This window comes from Paenibacillus xylanexedens (assembly GCF_007680605.1).
Classification (GTDB): Bacteria; Bacillota; Bacilli; order Paenibacillales; family Paenibacillaceae; genus Paenibacillus; species Paenibacillus xylanexedens_B.
Window position 1 is genome coordinate 1,203,150 of the sequence record NZ_VEIO01000001.1, and the last position, 25,627, is coordinate 1,228,776.

General features: G+C 44.5%; 24 protein-coding genes and 1 pseudogene. 20 read left to right on the forward strand and 5 right to left on the reverse strand.

Annotated features, from left to right (window positions below):
- Positions 1-225 precede the first annotated feature (225 nt).
- The 8 genes from FS818_RS05510 (at position 226) to FS818_RS05545 (ending at position 9,695) form a co-directional block, all read left to right on the forward strand.
- Complete coding sequence (locus tag FS818_RS05510) at positions 226-1,329, forward strand: NADH:flavin oxidoreductase (RefSeq protein ID WP_145330335.1); 1,104 nt, start codon at positions 226-228, stop codon at positions 1,327-1,329.
- A gap of 459 nt (positions 1,330-1,788) precedes the next feature.
- The gene (gene nagZ / locus FS818_RS05515) at positions 1,789-3,123 is read left to right on the forward strand and encodes a beta-N-acetylhexosaminidase (RefSeq protein ID WP_260989862.1); all 1,335 of its coding nucleotides are present in this window, start codon (positions 1,789-1,791) and stop codon (positions 3,121-3,123) included.
- 82 nt (positions 3,124-3,205) lie between these two features.
- On the forward strand, positions 3,206-3,910 hold the full coding sequence (locus FS818_RS05520; protein ID WP_145330337.1) for a response regulator transcription factor: 705 nt from the start codon (positions 3,206-3,208) through the stop codon (positions 3,908-3,910).
- Entirely contained in the window at positions 3,907-4,890 is a 984-nt protein-coding gene (locus FS818_RS05525; protein WP_145330339.1) for a sensor histidine kinase, read from the forward strand. Before FS818_RS05520 ends, FS818_RS05525 begins: the two co-directional genes overlap by 4 nt.
- Positions 4,891-5,197: 307 nt before the next feature.
- The gene (locus tag FS818_RS05530) at positions 5,198-5,968 is read left to right on the forward strand and encodes an ABC transporter ATP-binding protein (protein WP_145330341.1); all 771 of its coding nucleotides are present in this window, start codon (positions 5,198-5,200) and stop codon (positions 5,966-5,968) included.
- A complete protein-coding gene (locus FS818_RS05535) occupies positions 5,943-7,907 on the forward strand; it encodes an FtsX-like permease family protein (RefSeq protein ID WP_145330343.1) in 1,965 nt (654 codons plus the stop codon). The genes FS818_RS05530 and FS818_RS05535 overlap by 26 nt, the downstream gene beginning before the upstream one ends.
- Before the next feature lie 192 nt (positions 7,908-8,099).
- The gene (locus tag FS818_RS05540; RefSeq protein WP_145330345.1) at positions 8,100-9,182 is read left to right on the forward strand and encodes an AI-2E family transporter; all 1,083 of its coding nucleotides are present in this window, start codon (positions 8,100-8,102) and stop codon (positions 9,180-9,182) included.
- 114 nt (positions 9,183-9,296) lie between these two features.
- The gene (locus tag FS818_RS05545; protein WP_145330347.1) at positions 9,297-9,695 is read left to right on the forward strand and encodes an Asp23/Gls24 family envelope stress response protein; all 399 of its coding nucleotides are present in this window, start codon (positions 9,297-9,299) and stop codon (positions 9,693-9,695) included.
- Between the two features lie 45 nt (positions 9,696-9,740).
- Here FS818_RS05545 and FS818_RS05550 read toward each other — a convergent pair whose 3' ends face one another.
- A complete protein-coding gene (locus FS818_RS05550) occupies positions 9,741-10,577 on the reverse strand; it encodes an AraC family transcriptional regulator (protein WP_145330349.1) in 837 nt (278 codons plus the stop codon).
- Between the two features lie 213 nt (positions 10,578-10,790).
- On the opposite strand from FS818_RS05550, the gene FS818_RS05555 reads away from it, so the two are divergent.
- The 4 genes from FS818_RS05555 to FS818_RS05570 all read left to right on the forward strand — a co-directional run bounded on the left by FS818_RS05555 (position 10,791) and on the right by FS818_RS05570 (position 15,406).
- Positions 10,791-11,795, forward strand: a complete 1,005-nt coding sequence (locus FS818_RS05555) for an aldo/keto reductase (protein ID WP_145330351.1) — start codon at positions 10,791-10,793, stop codon at positions 11,793-11,795.
- 163 nt (positions 11,796-11,958) lie between these two features.
- Positions 11,959-12,324, forward strand: coding sequence for a cupin (locus FS818_RS05560; protein WP_145330353.1), 366 nt, complete (start codon positions 11,959-11,961; stop codon positions 12,322-12,324).
- 111 nt (positions 12,325-12,435) lie between these two features.
- Positions 12,436-14,049 carry an acyl-CoA synthetase MbcS gene (mbcS, locus tag FS818_RS05565; RefSeq protein ID WP_145330355.1) on the forward strand — a complete coding sequence of 538 codons (1,614 nt, stop codon included), beginning with the start codon at positions 12,436-12,438 and terminating at the stop codon, positions 14,047-14,049.
- 112 nt (positions 14,050-14,161) lie between these two features.
- Positions 14,162-15,406, forward strand: coding sequence for an aminopeptidase (locus tag FS818_RS05570; RefSeq protein ID WP_145330357.1), 1,245 nt, complete (start codon positions 14,162-14,164; stop codon positions 15,404-15,406).
- A gap of 178 nt (positions 15,407-15,584) precedes the next feature.
- Here the strand turns inward: FS818_RS05570 and FS818_RS05575 are convergent, their stop codons facing one another.
- A complete protein-coding gene (locus FS818_RS05575) occupies positions 15,585-16,073 on the reverse strand; it encodes an AraC family transcriptional regulator (protein WP_145330359.1) in 489 nt (162 codons plus the stop codon).
- 219 nt (positions 16,074-16,292) lie between these two features.
- On the opposite strand from FS818_RS05575, the gene FS818_RS05580 reads away from it, so the two are divergent.
- Positions 16,293-17,471 carry a leucine-rich repeat domain-containing protein gene (locus tag FS818_RS05580; RefSeq protein ID WP_260989789.1) on the forward strand — a complete coding sequence of 393 codons (1,179 nt, stop codon included), beginning with the start codon at positions 16,293-16,295 and terminating at the stop codon, positions 17,469-17,471.
- 354 nt (positions 17,472-17,825) lie between these two features.
- Here FS818_RS05580 and FS818_RS05585 read toward each other — a convergent pair whose 3' ends face one another.
- Positions 17,826-18,458, reverse strand: a complete 633-nt coding sequence (locus tag FS818_RS05585) for a nitroreductase family protein (protein ID WP_145330361.1) — start codon at positions 18,456-18,458, stop codon at positions 17,826-17,828.
- A 137-nt stretch (positions 18,459-18,595) separates the two neighbouring features.
- Here FS818_RS05585 and FS818_RS05590 point away from each other — a divergent pair, with 137 nt between their 5' ends.
- The gene (locus FS818_RS05590) at positions 18,596-18,835 is read left to right on the forward strand and encodes a hypothetical protein (protein WP_145330363.1); all 240 of its coding nucleotides are present in this window, start codon (positions 18,596-18,598) and stop codon (positions 18,833-18,835) included.
- A gap of 205 nt (positions 18,836-19,040) precedes the next feature.
- Here the strand turns inward: FS818_RS05590 and FS818_RS05595 are convergent, their stop codons facing one another.
- Positions 19,041-19,817 carry a M15 family metallopeptidase gene (locus FS818_RS05595; protein ID WP_145330365.1) on the reverse strand — a complete coding sequence of 259 codons (777 nt, stop codon included), beginning with the start codon at positions 19,815-19,817 and terminating at the stop codon, positions 19,041-19,043.
- 926 nt (positions 19,818-20,743) lie between these two features.
- Entirely contained in the window at positions 20,744-21,109 is a 366-nt protein-coding gene (locus FS818_RS05600; protein WP_145330367.1) for an iron-sulfur cluster biosynthesis family protein, read from the reverse strand.
- 164 nt (positions 21,110-21,273) lie between these two features.
- On the opposite strand from FS818_RS05600, the gene FS818_RS05605 reads away from it, so the two are divergent.
- The 6 genes and pseudogenes from FS818_RS05605 (at position 21,274) to FS818_RS05630 (ending at position 25,463) form a co-directional block, all read left to right on the forward strand.
- Positions 21,274-21,858: a TetR/AcrR family transcriptional regulator gene (locus tag FS818_RS05605; protein WP_145330369.1), complete on the forward strand. Its 585-nt coding sequence runs from the start codon at positions 21,274-21,276 to the stop codon at positions 21,856-21,858.
- Positions 21,859-21,938: 80 nt separating this feature from the next.
- A complete protein-coding gene (locus FS818_RS05610; RefSeq protein WP_145330371.1) occupies positions 21,939-22,385 on the forward strand; it encodes a nuclear transport factor 2 family protein in 447 nt (148 codons plus the stop codon).
- Positions 22,375-23,253, forward strand: a complete 879-nt coding sequence (locus FS818_RS05615; protein WP_145330373.1) for an NmrA family NAD(P)-binding protein — start codon at positions 22,375-22,377, stop codon at positions 23,251-23,253. The genes FS818_RS05610 and FS818_RS05615 overlap by 11 nt, the downstream gene beginning before the upstream one ends.
- Before the next feature lie 172 nt (positions 23,254-23,425).
- Positions 23,426-24,046, forward strand: coding sequence for a DUF1349 domain-containing protein (locus FS818_RS05620; protein ID WP_397351715.1), 621 nt, complete (start codon positions 23,426-23,428; stop codon positions 24,044-24,046).
- Positions 24,047-24,277: 231 nt separating this feature from the next.
- Positions 24,278-24,427: pseudogene (locus FS818_RS05625) on the forward strand (IS1595 family transposase); the annotation flags it as partial.
- A gap of 121 nt (positions 24,428-24,548) precedes the next feature.
- Positions 24,549-25,463, forward strand: coding sequence for a phosphotransferase (locus FS818_RS05630; protein WP_145330377.1), 915 nt, complete (start codon positions 24,549-24,551; stop codon positions 25,461-25,463).
- The last annotated feature ends 164 nt before the right edge of the window (positions 25,464-25,627 follow it).

Sequence of the window (25,627 nt, forward strand, 5' to 3'; positions counted from 1 at the left end):
CTCAGGTCAACGGACAGCGGCTCTTCCGAAGCTGTTCTTTTTTTTGTGGTTCAGTTTCGTGTGAGAAATTTGTTTGAAAATAAAAATAAGAATCTATAAAATGGATAAAGAGAAATATGTATGACAGTCTACAGGCGTATGACCACTGCTTAGTGTTATCCAAAGCATGTCACATCTCAAGGTAAGTGCGAAATGTATACTTTCCATTGCAAAGGAGACTAAAACATGAACGTACCTTCATCATTGTTTAAACCGTTCACATCTGACAAACTTACCTTGCCCAATCGAATTGTTATGGCACCGATGACGCGGGGGTTTTCACCGGGCGGTGTGCCAGGGCCCGATGTGGCTGACTATTACCGCCGTAGAGCGGCTGGCGGCGTGGGACTTATTATTACAGAAGGCACAGGGATTAACCACCCATCCTCAGTAAGTGGTGAGAGCATTCCGCTTTTTTATGGTGAAGAAGCGTTGCAAGGATGGGCGAATGTAGTCAAGGCTGTTCACGATGCTGGCGGGAAAATAATGCCTCAGCTCTGGCACGTTGGCACTGCAAGGCGTTCTGGAGATTTACCTAATGCAGAAGCTCACCCCGTTAGTCCATCCGGAATCAGTATGGCTGGTGAAGCGGCTTACGAACCATTAACGGAAGAAGAGATCCACGCGCTTATACAAGCCTATGCTCAGGCAGCGGCTGATGCGAAGCGTATCGGTTTTGATGGCATTGAGTTGCATGGTGCGCATGGATATTTAATTGATCAATTTTTCTGGGGGCAGACGAATCGCAGGACGGACAAATATGGCGGAGATTTAGTGCGCCGGACACAGTTTGCAGTCGAAGTGATCAAAGCTTGCCGCGCTGCGGTAGGACCAGATTTTCCGATCGTTTTACGCTTCTCGCAATGGAAGATGGGCAGTTACGAGGCTAGACTGGTCGAATCGCCAGATGAGCTGAAACAATTTTTGGAACCGCTGAGTGCAGCGGGGGTAGATATTTTCCATTGTTCCACACGCCGCTTCTGGTTGCCGGAATTTGAAGGTTCTGATCTCAATCTTGCGGGCTGGACTCAGAAATTAACGGGAAAACCCGCGATTTCGGTTGGTTCAGTAGGTTTAGAGGCAGAGTTTGTGGAACGTGGTAGTGAAAAGCAAGAAACAGGAGACGCGCATCTTGATTTGCTGGATGAGAAGATGGTGAATGGGGAATTTGATCTAATTGCTCTCGGTCGTGTACTATTGAGTGATCCTGAATGGCCGATTAAAGTGCAAGAGGGACATAATGCCGATATCATTCCTTTTACAAAAGAAGTATTGTCCAGATTGCAATGAGAATTTCATTATATGAAAAATTCAAAATAGTAATACTTAACTTTGTGATTACATCCATAACAACGGGACAAAAAGTGGTCTAAAATCAACAGCAGAGCCGCCGCAAGGCGGTTTTTTATTTTCCCAATAACGATCCTCTTGAACAACGAACTTAATACCCACCATTCTCAAAAATAAATATTTCATCATATGAAAAATTCACAATAGAAAACGGAAATCCGCATATACCCAGAACGCATCCACTACGCTTGCTCCCGCCCAATGTTAAAACAGCTATTCATGCCATATCCAGGTACAAGAAGCAAGATTACTTTTCGCATCTATATAAGTTTCAAATCTGTAGTTCAACTTATATAAGACCTATTTTGAAAAACATTTACCTTATGGTAAGGTTAGCCTGAACGAAATCCAAAAATTTTCAGAACCGATAAGACATAAGGAGGAAGAACATCCTTGAAGATGAATAGAAACCTGCGTTTGAAGCGGAACTTCAGATTTGTAGTGCTGTTGTCTGTGATTGCTACTCTGAGTCTTGTACTGGCCGCATGCGGACAAGCTCCAAAGCCTTCCACTGCAACAGGTAACAATAATGGAACAGCATCGGGCCAAAATCAATTACCATCTGGGAATAACGCCGCTCCGTCTCAAGATGAAGTCCATGAGAAACCTCAGGATGAAACACAGGAAGAGATTGATCCGGTAAAACAACAGCTGCAGCAACTAACACTGGAGGAAAAGATAGGTCAGATGATTCTGGCAGGTGTGCAAGGAACCGAATTGGATAATCAGGCGAAACAAATGATCAGAGACCAAAAAGTCGGGGGCATCATTTTTTATGCCAACAACGTAACAACGCTTCAGGGAACGGCCGCTTTTGTGAAATCGATTAAACAGGCGAATCAGCAAAACCCGGTTCCCATCCTCATGAGTGTGGATCAAGAGGGCGGCAAGGTAAGTCGCATGCCGGACGCAGTTGAGTCGATCCCGTCCAATCGAAAAGTAGGTAAAACCAATGATACCAAGCTTGCTGAGAAGATGGGTACACTGCTGGCGAGACAGATCAAGCTTGCCGGTTTTAATGTCGATTTTGCACCCGTGCTGGATATTAACAGTAATCCGAAGAATCCAGTCATTGGAGATCGATCCTTCGGCACTACTGCTGACCTGGTTACACGTATGGGCATCGCCGAGATGAAAGGATTGCGTAGTGAAGGAGTCATCCCGGTGGTGAAACATTTTCCTGGCCACGGTGATACTTCCGTCGATTCTCATTTAGACTTGCCTGTGGTGAACAAATCGGAGAAACAGCTTGCAAAGCTGGAGTGGATTCCGTTTCAGGCGGCCGTGAAACAACAGGCCGAAGCGGTAATGGTTGCCCATATTTTGTTTCCCGAGTTAGATCCTGATCACCCGGCGTCTCTGTCGAAAGTAATCATCGGGGATCATCTAAGAGGAAAGTTCAAGTATGAGGGTGTAGTGATCACCGATGATCTAAGCATGGGAGCGATCTCGAAAAACTATCCATTGAACAAGGCTGCAATCGCAACGGTTCAGGCCGGAAGTGATATTTTGCTGGTGGCTCATAGTTATGAGAGTGCCAAAACGATTTTTGACACATTAATTACTGCAGTCAAATCAGGTAAAATCAAGGAGTCTCGTATTGATGAGAGTGTGTATCGGATTCTGTCATTGAAACAGCATTTCAAGTTGTCTGACGAGCAAGAGGCCACTGGAGACGTGAAGCAGTTAAACGCAGATATTCGAAGCTGGCGCAAGCAAGTCGATGCCCGCTGATCTATCCTGTGTTATGATTTGGCTTATGAACAGAAACAGAGAGAAGGTTGCCATCATAACAGGTTAGAGGAGAGAGCTTTAAATGTATACCATTATGATTATCGAAGATGATCCCAAAATTGCGGGACTGCTGAAATCGCATATCGAGCGTTATGGGGACCGAGCTGTATTAGTCGAAGACTTTGAGCAGGTGACGGAACAATTCAAACAGCTCCAGCCTCATGTTGTGTTACTGGATATCAACTTGCCAAGCTACGACGGGTTTTACTGGTGCAGGCAGATTCGAACAATATCGACATGTCCGATCCTGTTTATTTCCGCGAGGAGTGGTAAGATGGATCAGGTTATGGCGCTGGAGAACGGGGCCGATGATTATATTACCAAGCCGTTTGAACACGAGATTGTTATGGCTAAAATTCGCAGTCAGTTGCGCCGGGTGTATGGCGATTATGCGGCCCGAGATGAAGAACGTAAGGTCGAACTGAACGGGCTCGTGGTGTACTTGGAAAGGCTTGAGATTGAACTCGGCGATCAGAAAGTGCAACTCACCAAGAAGGAAACGATTCTGCTGGAAACGCTGATGCGCCGCAGTCCAAAGCTGGTCAGTCGGGAAACCATTTTGGAGAAGTTATGGGATGACTCGTTTGTGGATGATAATACCCTTAGCGTTAATATTACGCGGGTACGGAAACGTCTTGCCGAACTAGGCATTACCGATGCGCTGGAAACGGTGAGAGGCTCCGGATACAGGCTGATTAATAACTGGAAAGCGGCACCATCGTTATGAAGCTGTTTATCCGAGAACATATCGCTCTGACGTGCTGGGTGTTCGCGATGATGTTCACCGTGGTTGCTGTATTTTGGTACGATGGATACGACCATTGGAAGACAGCGCTATATGCCGTAGGATTAGGTTTGTTTTTGTATGTCGGTTATCTCGTGTATCGTTACATGTCGCATCGAGCCTTTTACACCCGTATGACACAGCCCGTGAATTCGCTGATTGAATTGGTAGCATTACATGAAACAACACCGTTATCAGCCTCTTTGGAAAAACTGCTGGATTCCCAGTACGGTCAATATCACGCACATCTGAGCCGGCTCGAACAAAAGCAACAGGAATATCTTACGTTTATGAACCAGTGGGTGCACCAGATGAAAACACCGTTATCGGTCATTGAGCTGACCGTGGAAGAAGAAGAGGACGATGATGCTCGTTTTCGCAGTATTCGCGAGGAAGCAGATCAGATGCGACGGGGATTGGAAACGGTCCTATATGTCGCAAGGCTGGATACCTTCGAGCAGGACTTCAGCGTTGAACCGGTTGAACTGCGAGCGGTAGGTGAAGAAGCGATTCATGAGTTGAAACGATTTTTCATTCGCAACCATGTGTATCCCGAGATGCAGATGGATGCTTCGCTAGTGGTGCAATCCGATGCAAAGTGGATTCGATTTGTGTTGGTACAGCTGTTATCCAATGCCATCAAGTATGCTGCAGGCAGTGGACAGAAAGTGCATCTTCGCGCCTACGAAGCGGAGCAGAAGGTTATACTGGAAGTTCAGGATCATGGGATTGGCATACCCAAATCGGACCTGAACCGGGTGTTTAGACCCTTTTTCACCGGGGAGAACGGAAGGCATTTTAAGGAGTCTACTGGTATGGGGCTGTACATCGCAAAAGAAGTGCTGACACGTATGAATCATCAGATTGAGCTTGAATCGGTATATGGGGAAGGAACGACGGTCCGAATAACATTTTTGGCTTGAATGCAAGAAATCGTGAATTAAACTCGAGTTAAACCTTACTTATGTATGATTGAATATGAGTTAACCATAAGTTAAATATTAATATAACGACGTCTTTTGCCGTGCTGGAGGAAGGCGTCTTTTTCCTGCCTTTTCATAAATGAGCCGAATCTTACAATATTGTCATGTTGGTGAAAGGTTAAGCCATAGGAGAATAGAGGAATCATCGGGTAGACTGTAGTCAGAAGGTTAGCCAAGAACATAAGAAGCATCAAGATAAGTAACAAGAAGTTAAAATTAGACGTTAGTCGTTAAAGGAGTTGTACGTATGGAGATATGCTCCGTCAAACAAATCAGTAAAATCTACAAAGGTGTGGTTTCTTACGAGGCTTTGTCAGGCATTGATCTTGGCATTCAGGAAGGCGAGTTCGTAGGTATCATGGGACCGTCAGGAAGTGGCAAAACAACGCTGCTGAACATGATTTCAACTATTGATCATCCCACATCAGGAGAGTTACGGATCGCGGGTCAGAACCCGTTTGAGTTGGATTCGGATAAGCTTGCCTTGTTCCGGCGACGTGAATTGGGCTTCGTTTTTCAATCCTTTAACCTGCTTAACACGTTAACGGTGAAGGAAAATATCGTGCTCCCCTTAACATTAGACGGTGTTTCCGTTCGGGAGATGAATGCGCGAGTAGCTGAGCTTGCAAGCAAATTGGGCATTGAAGGGATTTTAAACAAACGCACGTATGAAATATCAGGTGGACAGGCACAGCGGACAGCGATCGCTCGGGCGTTAATCCATTCTCCCAAGCTGATTCTGGCAGATGAGCCGACAGGGAATCTGGACTCCAAGGCGGCCAAGGATGTGATGGAGATTCTTGAACAGCGCAATCGAGAGGATCAGGCGACGATGTTGCTTGTGACCCACGATGCCGTTGCGGCCAGTTACTGTAGCCGAGTGGTCTTCATTAAGGATGGTCAGTTATATAATGAAATTCATTACGGTGATAATCGGGCGGCCTTCTATCAGAAGATTATTAACGTATTATCCCTGATGGGAGGCTCTGGACATGAATTTTCGCCAGTTCGCCATTAATAACGTAGTTCGAAACAAACGGATTTATCTGGCTCATTTTCTGAGTAGTACGTTCTCCGTCATGATCTTTTTTATCTATGCGTTATTGCTGTTTCATCCGGATTTACAAGATGGTTTGAAAGGTTCTTCCCAGACGGTGACGGTGCTTGCTAATCAGGGTCTGATGATTGCTGAAATCATCATTTTCATATTCTCTTTCCTGTTTCTGCTGTATTCGGTCGGTTCATTTCTGAAGACGCGGAAGAAGGAGTTTGGCATCTTCCTGATCATCGGCATGACTCGCAAGCAGATGAACCGGCTTTTATTTATGGAAAATATGTGTATCGGCTTAGCCTCCATCGTGGCAGGTATCGGACTTGGACTGATCTTCGGTAAATTAGTTTTGCTCATTTGCGGTTCCATGCTTGCAGTGGAGAACAGTCTGAGGTTTTATTTTCCACTCAAAGGAATTCTCCTGACAGCCGGAGCGTTTCTGTTGCTCTTTGTAGTGATTGCTCTGTCTTCCTCATTGCTTATTCGTAAGGGAACGTTGATTGAGCTGGTGAAGTCAGAGGAAAAACCAAAGCCTGAACCGAAGGCATCCCCGCTATTCTCGCTGCTCTCGGTTGTGTTGATTGGTGGAGGGTATACAGGTGTATTTATCTTCGCGTGGGGGACATATATTTTCCCTTTATTGTTTGGCGGTGTGTTCAGTGTAATTGCAGGTACGTATCTATTGTTTACGCAGCTTAGCGTGTATGTCATTCGGGCACTAAAAAGGAATGAAGGGTTATTTCTACGTAAAACCAATCTGCTCTTCCTGTCCGAGCTTACCTATCGGATGAAGGATAATGCGGTGATGTTTTTTATGGTCAGTGTCATCTCTGCTTCTGCGTTTACGGGAATTGGCAGCATGCTGACCCTAGGTGATCCAAGGCTGTCTTCCATGACGAATCCATATGCTTTTACCTATACAAATTCGGGCTTTACGGATTTAGCTGTCGTTGATCGTCAGATCCGAAAAATTGAAGAGACGCTGGTTAATCATGAAGTTCCATATGTAAAAGGTAGTTATCAGCCTCTCTATGAGAACAATAACAACTACATCATCAAACTGAGTTCATATAACCGTCTTGCCAAAGCACTTGGTTATGAAGAACGGGTCCTGGATCGCAATGATCTGGCGTTTAATACAGCTCCCAATATTACTGCACGCAATAAACTGTTAGATACGAAAGAGGACAGTTACCCATACTCCGCTGACTTGTATGTTGGTGAACAGCAGCATTTACAAATGCAGATGTTGCCACCGGCAACCGATATCGTGATTCCGATGGAGGGTGAGGCGGGCGTCTACGTTGTTTCCGATGACCTGTATTCCAAGATTCGAGAAGCATACATTGCAGAGATTAAGATGAATGTTGATTTTTACTCCGATCAGACGACGTTTTTTGTGGTAAAAGACTGGATGTCGACGCGCAACTTTGCTCCGGAATTGCTGGATGCGATTGAGAAGGACCGCCCGGAGAAGGGATATATCAACTTCAGTTCTCTTGTCGTAGATTGGCTGAATAACAAACAAACCAACGGAATTATTCTCATTGTAAGTGGGTTGATCGGTATTGTATTTTTCACCTTTGCGGCGAGTTTCACCTATTTCAGGTTGTATGCGGACCTCGAACGGGATGAGGCACAGTATCGCATGATTGGTAAAATGGGGCTTAGCCGCCCTGAGCTCCGCAAAATCGTAACAAGGCAACTCGTGCTGATGTTTTTCCTGCCGCTTCTGATCGCATTGATTCACAGCTCGGTGGCATTTGCAGCACTCTATCAGATGGTTCAATTTTCGGTTCTAGATCATAGCCTTGGCGTATTTATGGTGTTTGTTACGATGCAGGTTGTTTTCTTTGCCTTGGTACGCTGGCGTTATCTGCGTCATATGTATTCGAAGCTGGTGTAAATTAGCAGTGCACCTTATACATTTCACTGCTTTTTAGTAGCCTTGGCCGGTAGGTCAGGGTTTTCTTTTTTAGTTAAGAAAGATTTAAGATATAGGGATTAGCAGGAATGAAGGGACTTGATATATAGTAATAATAAATAGAGAAAAAAGAATAATTCAAAGAAGAAGAACGGCGATGTGGAGGGGAATTGATTGTTAAAAAGCAATGCTTTTGTTCGGTTCAGTATTGCACTGGCCCTGATTTTGGTTAATATCTATTTATTATCCCGTGTGAGCTTTATTTTTCAACCGCTGGTTACTATGGTTACAGTAATTACTGTGCCAATGATGCTGTCTGTATTTTTTTATTACTTGTTACGGCCGCTTGTGGGTTATTTGGAGAAATTAAAATATTTGAATCGAACGCTAAGTATTCTGCTAATCTACGTTGTGGCTATTATGCTTGGTGTGGCGTTTATTGTGGGGCTGTGGCCTTCTTTGCGAGAGCAACTGGTGAACCTGGTCGAAAATGCACCTAATCTATTGAACGCACTTAGTCTGCAATTAAAAGATTTGGAGCAGAATGGTGCGATTCAGGCGTTGTTCCCGAATGATTCCACGCCATTATCGCAGGTTACGGAGTATGTGAATAAAGGATTTACGTTTGTAACCAACTATGTGAGTGGCTTCATTTCGTTGATTTCCAGCTTTGCAATCATTCTGTTTACGTTCCCGATCATTCTTTTTTACATGCTGAAGCAGGACAAGTTGTTTGGACGCAAATTGGTGAACATTGCCCCTAAACGATTCCAGAAAGACAGCCGCGAAGTGGTGCTTGAAATTGATCAGGCTCTGAGTGGATTCATTGTTGGCAGAGTGCTAGTTAATCTGGCTCTCGGGGTGTTGATGTACATCGGTTTTCTGTTTATCGGGCTTCCGTATGCACTGCTGTTGACGGTGGTCGCGGTCATTTTGAATTTTATACCCTTTATCGGAGCGATTGTTTCTTCAATCCCCATCGTCATTATGGGACTGGTTGTATCACCATCGGTTGCCATCTGGTCACTTGTAATTATTCTCGTAGCGCAGCAGATTCAGGATAATCTCGTTGCACCGTACGTTTTCGGTAAAAAGCTGGATATTCACCCGCTGACGACGATTATTCTGGTATTGGGTGCTGGCGATCTCGGTGGAATCATTGGCATCCTCATTATTATTCCTGTTTATATGATTGTGAAAATATTGCTGGTTCGAATCTATCAGATGTTTTTCAAGGAAAAGTGGCAGAATGCTTAGGCTCTTAGGAGAGCTACCCATAGGGCAGAAATGTAACTGCTCGTAAACCGTGGTAGAATAGAAGGGATAACACCATACTTAGAACAACAAAAAAGATCATAAGGAGAGGAACTTATGTCTGAAATGATTGAAAAAAGTGTAGCAGAAGCGGAATATATTGCCCCTCCAGCGGTTCAGCTCGGAACCATTCATATTTCTAACGATGTCGTGTCCAAAATTGTTGGCATGGCCGCACAAACTACTCCAGGGGTGTCTTCGATGTCAGTTGGGCTGACGGAAGGGCTTGCCAAGAGCATTAGCGGCAAAAGTCTGCAAAAAGGAATTGACGTGCATATTCAAAATGATGAAGCATCCATTCAATTGCGCATTAATGTACAATATGGCCGCAAAATGCATGAGGTCTGCCAAGAACTGCAGCATAACGTACAGCAAGCGGTGGAGCAGATGGCAGGCGTAATTGTCAAAGAGGTTAAAGTGCAGGTTGTCGGCATTGCCATGCCTGAAAACGTGTAAATCTTATAATCTTTCTAATAGGAAAGCACCTTCCGACACATGGGGTCATGGGGAAGGTGCTGTTTTGTGTTTGCGATAATAGGTGGGAGCTTCGCCCACCACTTTTTTGAACATTTTGGAGAAAAGGAGCTGGTCTGCATATCCCACGGAACGGGCAATATCCCCGATACTCAGGTTAAGATCAAGCGTCAGCTCGGCTGCTCTGCGCATACGATAATGGACGAGATAAGACTGAATGCTGCTTCCGATCTGATCTTTAAAGAGGGAACACAGATAACTTCGCTGCAAGCCGATGTGAGAAGCGATGGACTGTACAGTAATGTTGTTGGCATAGTTCATCTCGATAAAATCAATCACCTGGGTTACATATGTTTCTTTGCCGTAATCTACGGTGGTTTGTACGTTCTCGTCATGCGCATGATCGATTAAAATGGAAAAAAATTGATACAGCCATCCGGTCATACTAATCTCCCAGCCTTTATGAGCCGTGCGAGAATGAACGATGCGGTGCAGACAAGAACGCATCTCGTCGTCTTCGTCACCGAGATTAAAGACAGGCTGTTGTTCCGATAAAGCGGCTTGTTGTAAAAAGGAAGTACTGTGTATGCCCTGAAACGCAACCCAGCTATACTCCCATGGATCATCTTGATCAGCCTTATAATGCACCACGGAATGAGGCACGATCAGGAAGCCTTGTCCCTTCTGTAGATGGTAGGTCTTCCCTGCAACTTCAAATGTGCCCTTGCCGTTCAGGACATAATGAATTTTATAGTAATCTCTCATGGCTGGCCCGAAGTGGTGCCCGGGTGTACAAGCTTCAGTACCATAATGAAGGAGCTGCAGCTCCTGAAAATGCGTGTTTTTGAACATATACGTAATCATTGCGTCCACTCCTGTGTGAATCAGTTGATTCTTGCATTTTAACATATATTAAAATATAAATGTTACATAAATTAAAGTCTAATTACAGTTATAACGATCATTTTTACATATCAATGTAGTGAAAAACCATATCGTTTATGTAAGGAAATGACTAAGATAAAAGAGTGTTAACGGCCGAGCTTAACCAACTTTACAGAAAAGAGTGAATGAACGATGCCTTATATTGCAAATGAACAACGTTACAATGATATGAGCTATTCTCGCTCAGGCAGATCCGGCATTAAATTGCCGCAGATTGCACTGGGATTATGGCAGAATTTTGGCGGCAATCGCACGCTCGATATTCAGGAAGAAATGATTTTACGTGCGTTCGATCTCGGTATTAACCATTTTGATCTGGCGAATAACTATGGACCACCCCCAGGATCAGCAGAAGAGAACTTCGGCGTGATCTACCACAAACATCTGCGTCCTTACCGGGATGAGCTGTTGATCTCTTCTAAGGCGGGGTACCATATGTGGAGCGGTCCTTACGGCGAATGGGGCTCCCGTAAAAACTTGATTGCCAGTCTCGACCAGAGCCTGCGCCGAATGGGATTGGATTATGTCGACATTTTCTATCATCATCGTCCAGATCCGGACACGCCACTTGAAGAAACGATGACAGCGCTGGATCACATCGTAAGGCAAGGGAAGGCATTATATGTGGGCTTGTCCAACTATAATGCACAGCAGACTCAGGAAGCGGTAACCATTCTGCAAAGGCTTGGCACGCCGTGCCTCGTTCATCAGCCAAACTATTCCATGTTAAATCGCTGGATTGAAGATGGTCTGCAAGATGTGCTGGATGAGCAAGGTGTAGGTTCTATCGCGTTTTGCCCACTCGGCCGGGGGCAGTTGACGAACAAATACGTGGACAAAATCAAAGCGGAACGGGCGAATCCTACAGGAAGTCTGAAAAAAGAATCGTATACCGACGAACGTATCGCGAAATTCGAAGCGTTGCAAGCCGTGGCAGAACGAAGAGGACAGACGATTTCACAACTTGCACTCAACTGGGTATTACGGGGTAGTCGTGTAACGTCTGCATTGATTGGAGCCAGTCGTGTATCACAGATTGAAGAAAACGTTGCTGCGCTCAAGGCTCCGGAATTAACAACGGCAGAGCTGAGTGAGATGGATACGATTTTGGACGGGATCGGCAATTATCCTTGGTAAATGCTCTGTATACAAAACGTGTTACAATGAGTACCTTTTCTCTAATAGAGAAGGGGTACTTTTTATGTTCAGAAGGGAAGAACTGGCGTATCGAGTAGCATAAGGTTTATACTGGAATGATTCGTGATCAGGTTATCAGACGAGCAAGAAAGGGAGATGCATCATGGAGTTTTATCGATTTGATCAAGATAGCGGCAAGCAAATCACGAAATTTGATTCGAATTTTGTGATGTCTCGGATCATCCAAACGAGCGGTAACGCGCATATAGGCTGCATGCATTTACCCGTTAACGGTGTGGTTGGATACCACCAGGCGGTTTCACCGCAATTAATGCTTATTATGACAGGAGCAGGACAGGTGCGAAGCGGGAACGATGATTTTATCGAAATAAAAGCGGGAGAGGCTGTTTTTTGGGAAAACGGAGAATGGCATGAAACTGTCTCAGAGACCGGTCTAACAGCTATCGTGATCGAGAGTGAGGAGTTGAACCCCTCAGCATACATGCCTTCAAAACAAAGTAACCTCTAAAATAATCACGAAATGGAATGAGAAAGTCCTGTTCTTATGATAAAAAGGTTGTTGTTCATAGTACCTGGTCATAGGATTTGATGTATAATATAAAGACGATATATAAGTTGAATGATAAAGGAGAGGCTCCATTTGAATTTTGAACAGTGGATTGCGCCTGAAACCTATAACCTGACATCCGAGATGGAGAACCACCCGTCAGATCGGATTGCACTTAGATGGCTCAGCGATCAGCAAGAAGTAGAAGAGATTACGTACGGTGATTTGTTAAAACAGGCGAACCGTCTGGCTGGAGGACTGCGTGAGCTTGGTTTGGTGAAAGGAGATCGGGTGCTGGTCATGGTACCACGCCGGATTATCGCTTATGTGATATATATCGCCTGTCTGAAACTCGGCATTGCTGTGATTCCATCCTCGGAGATGTTGCGTGCGAAAGATTTGGAATATCGTCTGCGCCATTCATCGGCGAAGGCAGTCATTGTCTGGTCTGAGACCACATCGGAAGTGGAAAAAATGGATTCCGACCTGCCAGCACTTGCCCATCGTATCGTTGCATCCCCTAACGGAGACCACACTGTTCCTGGAGAAGGCTGGGTTAACGTACATCAATTGATGCAGAATCAGCCGGATGAAATGGTTGCTGTTCAGACGCACCGCGATGACATGGCCATTCTGGCATATACCTCAGGCACGACGGGCAATCCAAAGGGCGTCGTACATAGCCACGGCTGGGGTTATGCACACCTGCGAATTGCATCCACGTTATGGCTGGATATCCAGCCGACCGATATGGTATGGGCAACAGCGGCACCTGGATGGCAAAAGTGGATCTGGAGCCCGTTCCTGTCGGTACTCGGAAGAGGAGCAACAGGTTTGGTATACAACGGCTCATTCCAGCCGAAGCGTTACCTGGAGTTGATGCAGGCCCATCAGATTAACGTGCTCTGCTGTACACCGACGGAATACCGTCTGATGGCTAAAACGGATGATCTCGGACATTATGATTTATCCCATCTTCGTAGCGCTGTATCGGCGGGAGAACCGCTGAATCAGGAAGTCATTGAAATCTTCCAGCGTCATTTCGATCTCACCATCCGCGATGGTTACGGACAGACGGAAAGCACGCTGTTAATTGGCAGTTTGAAGGATGCGCCTGTGCGCATAGGCTCGATGGGTCAGTCCATTACCCCGGGATTGATCGAGATTATCGGTGAAGATGGGCAACCACTACCTGCTGGAGAGGTTGGAGATATTGCTGTGCATCAGGACATGCCTGCGCTGTTCCGTGCTTATTATCAGGACGAGGGTCGCAAGGAAGCGAACCAGCGCGGGGAATATTTTGTCACAGGTGACCGGGCAAGCAAAGATGAAGATGGGTACTTCTGGTTTGAAGGCCGAAGTGATGATATCATCATCAGCTCGGGATATACGATTGGGCCATTTGAGGTAGAAGAAGCGCTGATGAAACATGAAAGTGTGAAAGAATGTGCTGTCGTGGCTAGTCCAGACGAAATTCGGGGCAACATTGTCAAAGCCTTTGTAGTGCTACGAGACTTTTCCCAAGCGTCATCGGAACTCGCGCATGAACTGCAAAGACATGTGAAGGAATGGACGGCACCTTACAAATATCCACGCAAAATTGAATTTGTGACAGATCTACCCAAGACCAACTCAGGTAAAATTCGCCGCATTGAACTCCGTGAACAGGAAAAACGCAACGGTTAGTTTGCGGACTGTGTATAGAGCAATGTAGAGGCAATAGATGAAACAGCATCTTTGATGTTAATGTTTGAGAATACAGCAATTTGAATCTTACCAAAGCAGGAGTGAACCTAACATGAGCTCGTTTGAACAATCTTTTGCAACATCATTGGAACAATACGCTGAACTAGTGGTTAAAGTGGGTGTGAATATCCAGAAGGGACAAGACCTACTGGTAACAGCACCGATTGAAACGCTGGAATTTACCCGTCTGATCGCCCAAAAAGCATACGCGGCCGGAGCCAATTATGTACAAGTCGATTTTGAGGACGATAAAATTACACGTAGCCGGTTTGAGCATGGTTCGGATGACAGCTTTGATTATTATCCGAAGTGGAAAGGCGACATGATGGAACGTTTCGCCGAAGCTGGAGGAGCGACACTGACAATTAAAGTGCCTGACCCAGACTTGTACAACGGAATTGAAGCGACCAACGTATCCCGTGCAACCAAAGCGGCGGCAGAGGCGCGCAAAGGCTATTCCAAATATACACGTAACCATGAAATTAGCTGGTGTCTGATCAAGGCCCCAACCAAAGCTTGGGCCAATAAAGTGTTTGCCGACATTCCTGAGGAAGATCGCATCCACGTAATGTGGGATACCATTTTCAAGATGAATCGTGTGGACGGCGGAGATCCTGTACAGAACTGGAAAGAGCATATTGAGACGTTGAACAAAATGAGTGACTTGCTCAATCAGAAAAATTATAAGAGCCTGCACTATCGTGCACCAGGTACGGATCTGAAAATTGAACTGGTGAACAACCACATCTGGGGCGGTGGCGGCAGTGAAAACAAACAAGGGGTCTACACCGTAGCAAATATGCCGACAGAAGAGGTATTTACGATGCCGAAGCGTAGCGGTGTTAACGGTTATGTTAGTAGCACGATGCCGCTGAATCTGAACGGACAGCTGGTAGATCAGATGCGAATTACATTTAAAGAGGGTCAGGTTGTTGCATATACAGCAGCTTCTGGCGAAGAACATCTGAAGAACCTGTTTGCGACAGACGAGGGGGCTCGTTACTTGGGAGAAGTGGCGCTCGTGCCGCATGATTCGCCAATCTCGAATCTGAATCGTATTTTCTATAATACGGGTATTGATGAGAATGCATCCTGCCATCTGGCTGTCGGAAGTGCGTATCCGTTCAACATGAAGGGCGGCACGGCGATGTCGAATGAAGAATTGCTGAAACATGAATGCAATGTAAGTTTGACGCATGTCGATTTCATGATTGGTTCTGCGGAACTGGACATTGACGGGGAGTTACAGGACGGCACGATTGAGCCGGTATTCCGCAAGGGAAACTGGGCATTTTAATATGAAATGCATAGTCTGTTAATGATGAAACGATGAGTGCAATTTTGGTGTAGTCAAATCAATAACAGATGAAACGTAGAAAAGTGACTTCAATGGAAGTCACTTTTCTGTTTATATTCAATCATTAGGGAGTATAAAAGGCTAAGTCCGGCATAAAATATGCGGAATGTAAATTGCTTTAATAGGTTGTTACAGGAATACAAAATTCGCATAAATGCTGATTAAGCAGTGAAAGACGATATCTTTCGATCACAGGTTTTGTATTATTCATGCTATAGCCATACAAGTGTAATTGTGAAATCATCTCATTCCAGGCTCTCTGAATACCCTCAGTCGTATGTGGAATTGTGATCGTGAGGTAGTTTCCACCGGGTGATTTTCCCAAGCTAATATCAAGGCCAGGCTCTTGTTCAAAATGAAAATCATCGCTAATCACTATACACGCATCATACCTGCAATGTTCTGGCATAGTTACCCGAGGATCATCTTGAGGAATACCGTACAGGATGGCATCTTCCTTCAGCAGTTCTTTCTGCTTCGCCCATTGTTTCAGTTTTTCCATTGTCTGCATGTTTGAAGGGCCATAAGGGCCAGTGTGACGTACAAATGCCATACGGAAGGGGCGAAGCTGTTCGAGATACAAGTTTTTCTTACCTATGATTATCATCTCCTAATTAGACATTATGCTTACTTGAAGAATGCTAACATGTTATAAAAAATAATGTATACTTTTTTTAGAAAGTCGGTAAAAATGTTGATTCAGTAAGGGACATCGTAGAGAAATGATAGTTTGGTAGCATTGTAAACCACTCAAAGAACTCATAAAATAGGCATGATATGATATGTACAGTGAGCCGTACGTAAAAGTGGTTAGGAGGGAGAATGGATGGTGAGTATGGATGGAATGGATATTACAAATGCCTTTACAGATGAACTTTTCAAGCAATACATATTAGCAAATTATGGTGATCAACGAGGTTATATTCGGGCACAAGATGTGAGTGAAGTGGAGACCCTGGAGCTTCCAAAAGTCGGTATGAAAAATCTTAAGGGCATTGAATATTTCACGGAACTCAAAGTTCTCGATTGCACATATAATGCTTTGGTCAGTCTGAATGTTGAACATAATTTGAAGTTGAAAACGTTATTATGCAGAGAAAATCAAATTGTCGAACTAAATCTGCACTCCAATACACAGCTTGAAACACTGGACTGTAGCTTTAATCGTCTGCGTAAACTGGAACTGGCGCAGAATCAAAAGCTGAAGTCTGTTGAATGTCACTGGAATTTGCTCTCTGAACTGAAAGTAGGGCATCTAAAGCAATTGCAGAGACTCGCATGCAGCTACAACACACTTTTCTCACTGGATATGGTAAATAATGAGCAGCTAACTTATTTGGATTGTGCGAGCAATGATCTTATTGAGCTTGATGTCAGTGGCTGTCCTGCTTTAATAGAGCTTCGTTGTCATCACAATCAACTCAAAAGTCTGGATCTCCGTTCCAATCACCGTTTGGAAAGTGTACGTTGTTTCAATAATCATATTCGTGAACTGGATTTACGTAAAAATACCGAACTTGTGGAACTATATTGTTCTGAAAATAAGTTGAAATCCCTTGACGTGAGCTATAATTCCAAGATGGAGCGCATGCAGTACGGTGATAATCTCATCATTGAACCGGATCATGAAGTCCCAGGCATGGGTATATTTCAATATGATAATGAAACGACGATGTATCATATGAATTTGCAGGAGGAAGGAAGAGAACTGCAAGTCACGGCACAAATTTCAACGAAGGCCGGTATGGATGCATTGTCCGCTTCTTTCGAAGCTGCTTGGGAACAATGGCATGTCCTGCGAGAACAGGCACTTCACATCATTGGTAAAGCTCATCCGGACGAGGATGCAAATACTTTGGTACTGGCAGATGTAGAATTTCAAGCAGATGGCAGTTTAAAGTTGGGATTTGATGCTGGCGATACGCCAGCCGGACAGCTCTATATCTATGTTGCATTCGATAGCGATCTCCAGATCTCGGATGAGTTAATATATGAAACGTATTGAAACAACGGAATGTTAAAAAAGCTATGAACGCATTCAGTAACTTGATTAAGTTGTACACACGAAAAAGCCTCGAAGTCGAAGTCGTGGCTTTTCAAGCATTTTTTATTTAGGAAAGATCTATATAATTTTAACTATTCTTTTACACTTTAACGGAGAGGACAGAAAAAACCTAGAAAAGCGAAGCTAAAAGCTTTCTGAAAGAAAGCTGCATCGGAAGCATATGCTTCGCCTTTATCACCGGATTTTTCCCTTTGGAAAAGGGAGTCCAAAAAATCGGGGGATAACCGCTACTCTTCAGGTTCTTCTGTCCTCGGAGTGGACTGTGTAAAGTCTTTAGTTCAAGTTATATAGCAGTTATTCGGCATTCATTTTATTAAAGCTAACGTACTCATGAATAGGTTTGCGATAACCGCGCGGACGCTGTTTGGATTCTGATTTTTTGCCAATGGTAATCATCATCGCAGGTACGTAATGATCCGGAATGTTAAGGCTCTGCTGCAGCTCTTCAGCATTAAATCCAATCATCGGACAAGTGTCCCAGCCACGATCCTGAGCAATCAGCATGAATTGCATCGCTGATAAGCTGGCGTTACGGATGGCATCCTCACGTTGGAAAAATCTACCGCGAGTTTCGTAGAATTCAATAACGCTCTGTGATTCCTGCTCGTATTGAAACGGTGTCATTGCGCCCAAGTTAAGCAATCCTTCGTTGATCGTGCGAATATGATGATGTGCGTTGACATCCCCTAACACGATGATGACCGCAGAAGCTGTTTTCACTTTATACTGTTGCGAAGCCTGATATACTTTCTCTTTCTGAGCTTCATCGGTCAATACAAGATAATGAGTGTGTTGCAGGTTAAATGCGGATGGCGCAAATTTATTCAAAGCAAACATGTCTTCCAGTTCGGACTCTGAAATCTCAATTCCCTCTTCAAAAATAACAGCAGATCTGCGGTTTTTAATCAATTGATCCAATTCGCTCATGTTGTTTACCTCACTTATGTATAGTTTGCTTGCTTATAAAGTGAATATAACATACTTAATTACTTTATGTAAGTATTATTTTTGAATAAGACAAGATGTGCTCGCCATACGCTAATAGAAAACAGCAGAGGTGAGTCATGAGATCATTCATCCTCAGATTAAAATCAGCTTGGCGGCATCATGAGTTTCAAGTATATGTCTTTGAATCCTCTGCCCTTAAAAAGTTTGTGGTGGTGGAGATCATACTGGGTTACCTTGTATACAAAACAGCCTTTTATCTGAGCCACAACGATTTACTGGCAGGGGCAAGTTCCTGGGCAGGAACCGAAGGTGTGAAACGGTTGCCTATTTTGATTCGGCGTATTGCTGGAGTCTGAAAAACTTGAAAGATGGTCTGTAACCCTATGGGATGTGAGACTGCTCTCAAGAACATTTTCTCTGAAAAAATGGGTGCAAAGAGGCTTTCTTGTAACTACAGCCATCTTGTAATTTATATGGAGAAGGGGCAAGTGTGCCCCGTTCTCCAGATTCACCTACAAATGAACGAATTGAGTTAACTAAGCTGCTTGCCAAATCAAGAACTTATTTTGCTCGTTCCAAATATTGCTCCAGAGTTAATTTTTGACTAGTGATCTCGCCAGCGATATAGACACCAACATAACGAACGTGCCAAGGCTCATATGAATATCCGGTTAATTTCTCTTGATCTTTGCCATAACGGATGATGAAGCCGTATTTATGGGCATTGGCTTTCAGCCATTTGCCTTCTTTGGTGTTGCCAAAACTTTGCTGCAGATCATAACCTGCCGAAGCGCTGGAAATGTCCATGGCGAGTCCGGTCTGATGTTCGCTCTGTCCTGGACGAGCACTTGTTTTGTTGGCAACAGCTTCGCCTTTGATGCTGGCATTACGGTCAAAGATTGCTTTCTGCGTAGCATAAGAACGGTAACCCGAAACCGCTTTGATATCGATACCGTCTTTTTTCGCGGCGGCAAACAATTTCTCAATAGCTGATGCTGCGACTTTACGCATCTGTTTCTTCGGACTGGAGCCAGAGAAGCTGAACGGGATGTTAGGAACGACCAGATCTTTTGGCTCATAAGTAGATGGTAGGTTTCTTTTTTTATTTACAAGCACAACGGTGCTGGATAGGTTCGTTACGGTAGCAATGCCTTTGCTAGAGGTCGTAATGGTACGGCTTGGCGCGTTATCTTTCAAAAATTGAGAAAAGCTTGAGCTTGCCGCAGAAGCAACCGGGTTAAATATTTGATTAATCGGAAGTGTAGTAAACGCTGTGCCCGCAAGCACCGAGCCAACGAGTAGCGTCGATATGATGGATTTACGAGTAAATGATGACATGATGGGAGTTCCTCCTTGGAATATATTAATCTATAAACCAAGTATACTGGAGGATTATATCGATAGGTTCTCCAAATGTTTCCGACTTGTAAACAAAGTTTGCTAGAATCTATTTTTCATTGGCCGATTTGGCGGGAGTAAGAATATTATCTTCGAAATAAGAGGTTGGCAATTGAAAATAGTGGAGTCTGATCCTAGCGGCAGTTTCTATGATGTGAACCAACAAATCGTAAAAAAGTATTGGAAAAATCGTAAATTAGAAAAGTATTGAAAAAGTAGATAGGAGTTCGGATATCGCAGTTGCGAGATATGGAAGACGCAGGAGATCGGGTGCTGCGGCACAAAAGATGCTGGAAGGAGAAATGTATGTAAACGGTGAGAGAGAAAGGATAAAAGTGAAAGTGAGTAAGACATAAGAGCCCAAAGAACACAAAATAAAGAGCATAAAGAGGGAGGGCATAAGTTATACATCAGCAAAGTCAGGGGAGGTGCAAGTAAAGCAATTCAAGCAAGTAACCCAAGGATTTAATCTATCTATCAATCTGTAAAAAATCTAACGATCACCACAGACGCTATTTGCCGCTTTTTATGCGTTCTGAAATTTTAACGATCACCAGAGGGCTTATTCTTCGAAAACAGCCCGTTTTTTTATAATTAAATACTGTTTTCAAAGGAAATAACGTTACTGGTGATCGTTAGATTTTCATTTTGTCGATTTGAGCCTAAATAAGGTTCCTCATGATCGTTAGAAGTTGGTTCAAGCATCAGGTACGCGAGAAAGCCAGAAAACTGGACAAATCATCTTTGCAGACGCAGTAACCTTTGGATCGGGAGCAGTTAGATGGGTCTACATCAAGAAAAAACGTACCCTTTTCCGAGGCTTATGCTTTCCCTATAAGGGTGGTAATTCGTTGCTTACCTGCTGTTTAGGATAGTGTACAAGCGTTTTCCGCACTAGGTGTACCTACCGCGGCAGCGCGTGCATCACGAAGCCGGAGGTTACTACTGATTACACCAGAGTCACTGCTGAGCGTAAATGCAGGATAGTTTTTTTGTGCGTCCAATTTCATGCTGGATTCCAGGTTAAGCTGGTGTTTGGGATCCACGTAGAATGGAACAAAATTGGTTTCAATCTGCTCATCCAGTGCACCCAGTTCATCAACAATCAGCAACACGACAACACCGTTACATCCGCAGCCCTCCATATCATAAAATACTTTGAAATAACCGGGTTGATCATTCAAACTTGCTGTCAGTCGTTGGGCTGCCAAATCTGTAATTTGCATATGCATATCGCTTCACTCCTCTATATATTGACACCGTCATAAATGGTTAAGGAACATTCAGCCTGTAATGCCATTATACCACTTTGTCGAAAATTAAATCATTCATTTTCTTGACTGATCAGTCTGGAAAGGATATGATGAGTTTAACGAAGAGGAGGTGGGGACACCAGTTGGGAAGAGCGAAAGAGTTTGATACAGAACAAGTATTACGAAAAGCGACTTCTGTTTTTGGCGCTTACGGTTATGAAGGGACCTCGTTAACGGTTTTACTCAATGAGCTCGGCATTGCCCGGCAAAGCCTCTATGACACTTACGGAACAAAACATGATTTGTTTGTCTCTGCTCTGAAATTTTATGTGCAGCAGAAAACTGAAGCATCGACACAACTGTTGGAACAGAGCAGCAGTGTACGTGATGGTGTGCAGCATTTGTTTGATGAGGTTGTCAACGTGTTAACCGATCCGGATCGGCGCAACGAATGTTTTATTATTAACAGCGCGGTAGAACAGGCACCTCTGCAACATGAGATCGCTGCGTTTATACAGTCGAATAATCGCATGATGGAGAACGTATTGTACACAGCGCTTTTACGAGGGTGTAATACGGGAGAGTTACAGCTACAAGAAGATGAACTGCATCGTATCGCACGGTTTCTTAACTATTCAAGGCTTTCGTTCACATATACAGCGAAGAGTGGTGCTAGTGAAGAAGAAATGCGGGAACTAGTGCAAACGACTTTGAAGGTTTTGGATTAAACGTTTAATAAATGAACGCCTTAAGCGTTTATTTTTTTAACCATTCTAGACTGATTAGTCCGAAAAGGAGAGGGTTTAAAATGAAAGAACAACAACGGGTGGACAATGAACATAATGTACCCCGGCAAATCATGCAACACTTCACCGGGCTTCTGCTTGGAGGCAAATTAGATCAATGGGCAGAACTATTTGCCCCCAATGCCACTTTTGAATTTCCTTATTCACCTCCGGGTTATCCGCAGCGGCTGGAAGGGAAATCAGCCATTTATAATCACGTGAACACGTTGTTTACACTTGTGGAGATTCAACAATTTAGCGAGCCGGTTATTTTATTGGATGCCGATCAACAACGCTTTGTAGCGGAATTCACTTGTGAAGGAACATTCTTGGATACAGGAAAGCCATACAATCAAACCTATATTTCTGTCGTCAGCTATGATGGTGACAAAATTACGCATTACAGAGACTATTGGAATCCTCTTGTCGTAATGGAATCGGAAATGGGGGGTGTTGTAGATGAGCAATGAGAAACCTCTTACACTCATTACCGGAGCGAGTGGCAAGACAGGAAGCCGAGTTGCCGCACAATTGCAGAAACAAGGTTATCCGGTACGTTTGGCTGGAAGAAAGCGTCCGTCCTCAGGAGATTTTAGTGGGAAACATGTCTACTTTGACTGGTATGATCCTGCGACATATGGCGAAGCACTAAAAGGTGTTAATCAAATTTATCTTGTTGTGCCACAGATGGATATACATCCGGAGAAAGTGATGGTTCCTTTCATTCAGGAAGCGATATGGAGTGGAGTAAAGCGTTTTGTGTTGCTGGGAAGTGCATCTGTCGATGAAGAAGGGCCTGTTTTTGGCAAAGTGCATCGAGCCTTGAAAAAGCTTGCGCCAGAGTGGGCCGTGTTAAGGCCTTCTTATTTTATGGAAAATTTCACGGAGGGTCCTCATCGACAGACGATTGCTCAATTTCGCAAAATATACAGTGCAACGGGTGAGGGGAGAATTGGTTTTGTAAGTGCGGACGATATAGCAGCTGTTGCCTTCCAAGCCCTAACCGATGCCGTACCCCATAATACAGAGCACATCATAACGGGACCGGAATCGTTATCTTATGCAGAGGTAGCGCAGCAAGCCAGTGAAATATTAAATCAGCCGATCCAGCATGAACCATTATCGGAGGAGACTTTAAGAAACCAGATGATTCAAGCAGGGATGCCTGAGGATTATGCGATAATGCTTGCAGGTTTGGATACTCATATTAGAGAGGAAGGGAGAGAAGATCAGGTAACGGATACCGTTTTGCGCATAACGGGTAATCATCCACGATCCATCGCACACTTGTTTTCAAAACAGATGCGGATAAGAACATCAGTGAAGCACACAAGGTAGTTTACAAGGTAAATGTACAGGGGATGTCGAATTTGTAAACGTATAGACGAAACTTTGAAAAATATGTTATTGCAAAAGTGAGTAGAACTTGCAACTGCTATATTCTTCGCACATAAGAGTAGTGGATATATGGGGGTTGCAAGATTCGCTTTTGCAAGGAACGGCAGAGAGGATGAGAATGAAGATGTCCGTCAACTTTACAAACCTTGAACGAGGAAGCTGGACAACCGAGCCTGTTCATACCCAACATGATGGAGAACGGTTGATTGTACAGGCTCAGGAAGGCAGTGATTTCTGGGAAGAGACGTTCTATGGTTTCTGTCACCGAAATGGCCATGCCTTACTCGCGCCGTGGGATGGGGAACAAGCTGTTGAAGTTTCGTTTGATCTAAATTCTTTTACAGAATTATATGATCAGGCAGGATTAATGCTGTGGCATGGAGAGCATCAGTGGATTAAAGCCGGGGTTGAAGTCAATGATGGTATTGTGCATGTGGGGGCTGTTGTCACAGATCAATTTTCAGATTGGTCACTCTCACCTGTACCGGAGTGGGGAGGACGAATCGTTACCATTCGTGCGTCGTATCACCAGGAATCCGTTGTCATTCGTGCACGTACAGATGAGCATCCGTGGCGTACGATCCGGGTGGCGAGATTTGCTTATCCAACCGATAAGCAGGCAGGACCGTTCCTTTGCTCGCCTAAACGGGCAGGTTTTGAGGTTGCTTTTACAAGATGGACCTATACCGCACCGGATAAAGACTTGCATACTGATCCGCCAATTAGCGGGTAAACGCAGGAATATAAGAGGAATAGATTCTGTAAGGGAATCAGTGAATCTAAAATGTATAGAAGATATGAGTTGTTCGATCTGGAAAGTACGCTGTAAGAACACGTTCTGGAGAGTTAAATGTCAATGTTACCGCTGTAAGTCCTGTCGCCAAACCTTTAATGACCCTCCGCTCCCTTCTTCTGCAACGAACGAAGCGACCTCGTATGAGGGTTCGTTTTATCGGATGGATGATGGAGGGCATTTAACTCCTACGCGAATTCAAAAGGCATGACTCATTACCGATTCAAATCCGACGGAGAACAACGCGTGAAAGGCGTGTACCCTATCCAAAACGTAAACAGCTACCACAGCCAATTCAAGAAATGGAAAGATTGCTTCGATTATAAGAATAAAAAATGCGTCGGTTTTCTGCTTCTTCTTGTTAAGCTAAAGGGCAGTTATGCGTAACTTTCAGGGAATGCAAACATCTAATTAACGTAAGAAGCGAGGAGGCAGACAATTTATGGGAGGAACGAATGTATGGGATGCGGAGTGGGAGGTTAACGAAGAGCAGGCGCGGACGCTGATCGGCAGACAATTTCCTCAGCTGTCATCGAAGGAAGTGAAGCAATTGGGCTGGGGTTGGGACAATACGGTTTTTCTCATCGGTGACGAGTATGTGTTCCGGTTTCCAAGAAGGACGTTTGCAGTTGGTCCGATTCGTATGGAAGGGAAGCTGCTACCGAAGCTGGATGCATATTTGACCATCCCTTATCCGAAACCGTTATTCTATGGCGAAGCAAGTGACGAATACCCGGCACCATTTCTCGGCTATGCCCACGTGCCAGGAGATTTCCCAATCGGTTTGACGCAAGAATGCCGGGCTTTATCGGCAGAGACGCTGGGGAAATTTTTGCGGAGATTACATGAGTTTCCGGTGCAGGCGGCGCTGGAGTGCGGAGTTCAGCAAGATCATCGAAACTTGACGGACATCGCATCGCGCAAAGTGAAAATGGAGAGCTTTCTATCGAAGGTAGTTGAACACTTGTCGCCGGAAGAGTTCGGTGCGATCGAAGCATATGTTGGCAGTCTGCCGCAGGACCGTGTCGAGGCCGTGAATAAACTGCTACATGGAGATCTTCATTTCAAAAATATGCTTGTGAATGAGAACGGGATCATTTCCGGCATCATTGATTGGGGTGATCTGAGCGTAGGTCATCCGGCTTGCGATTTGAGCATTGCTTATAGCTTTTTACCACCTTACGCTCGCGGCGTGTTTTTCGAAACGTACGGAGGAGCGGACGAGGAAACAAAGCTGCTGGCGCGGCTGATTGCGGTATACATACCTATACTGATCTTAATGCAAGCGATCGATGACGGGAATGAAACGATTGCGGCAGAAGCGAAATCCAACATCATGAGGGCACTGTCGGATTAGGCTCATTATTTCATTCCGGCTAAGGGGCTATGGCTATAAACACCATTTTGGCGTTTATAGTCGCGATAAGGTTCAACAGAGTAAGTCGTTGCGCTAACGGGACAGGATTGTAATAAACCGCCTTTTCAATGAACTGCACCCCCGATTGTTAGACACAACTACCA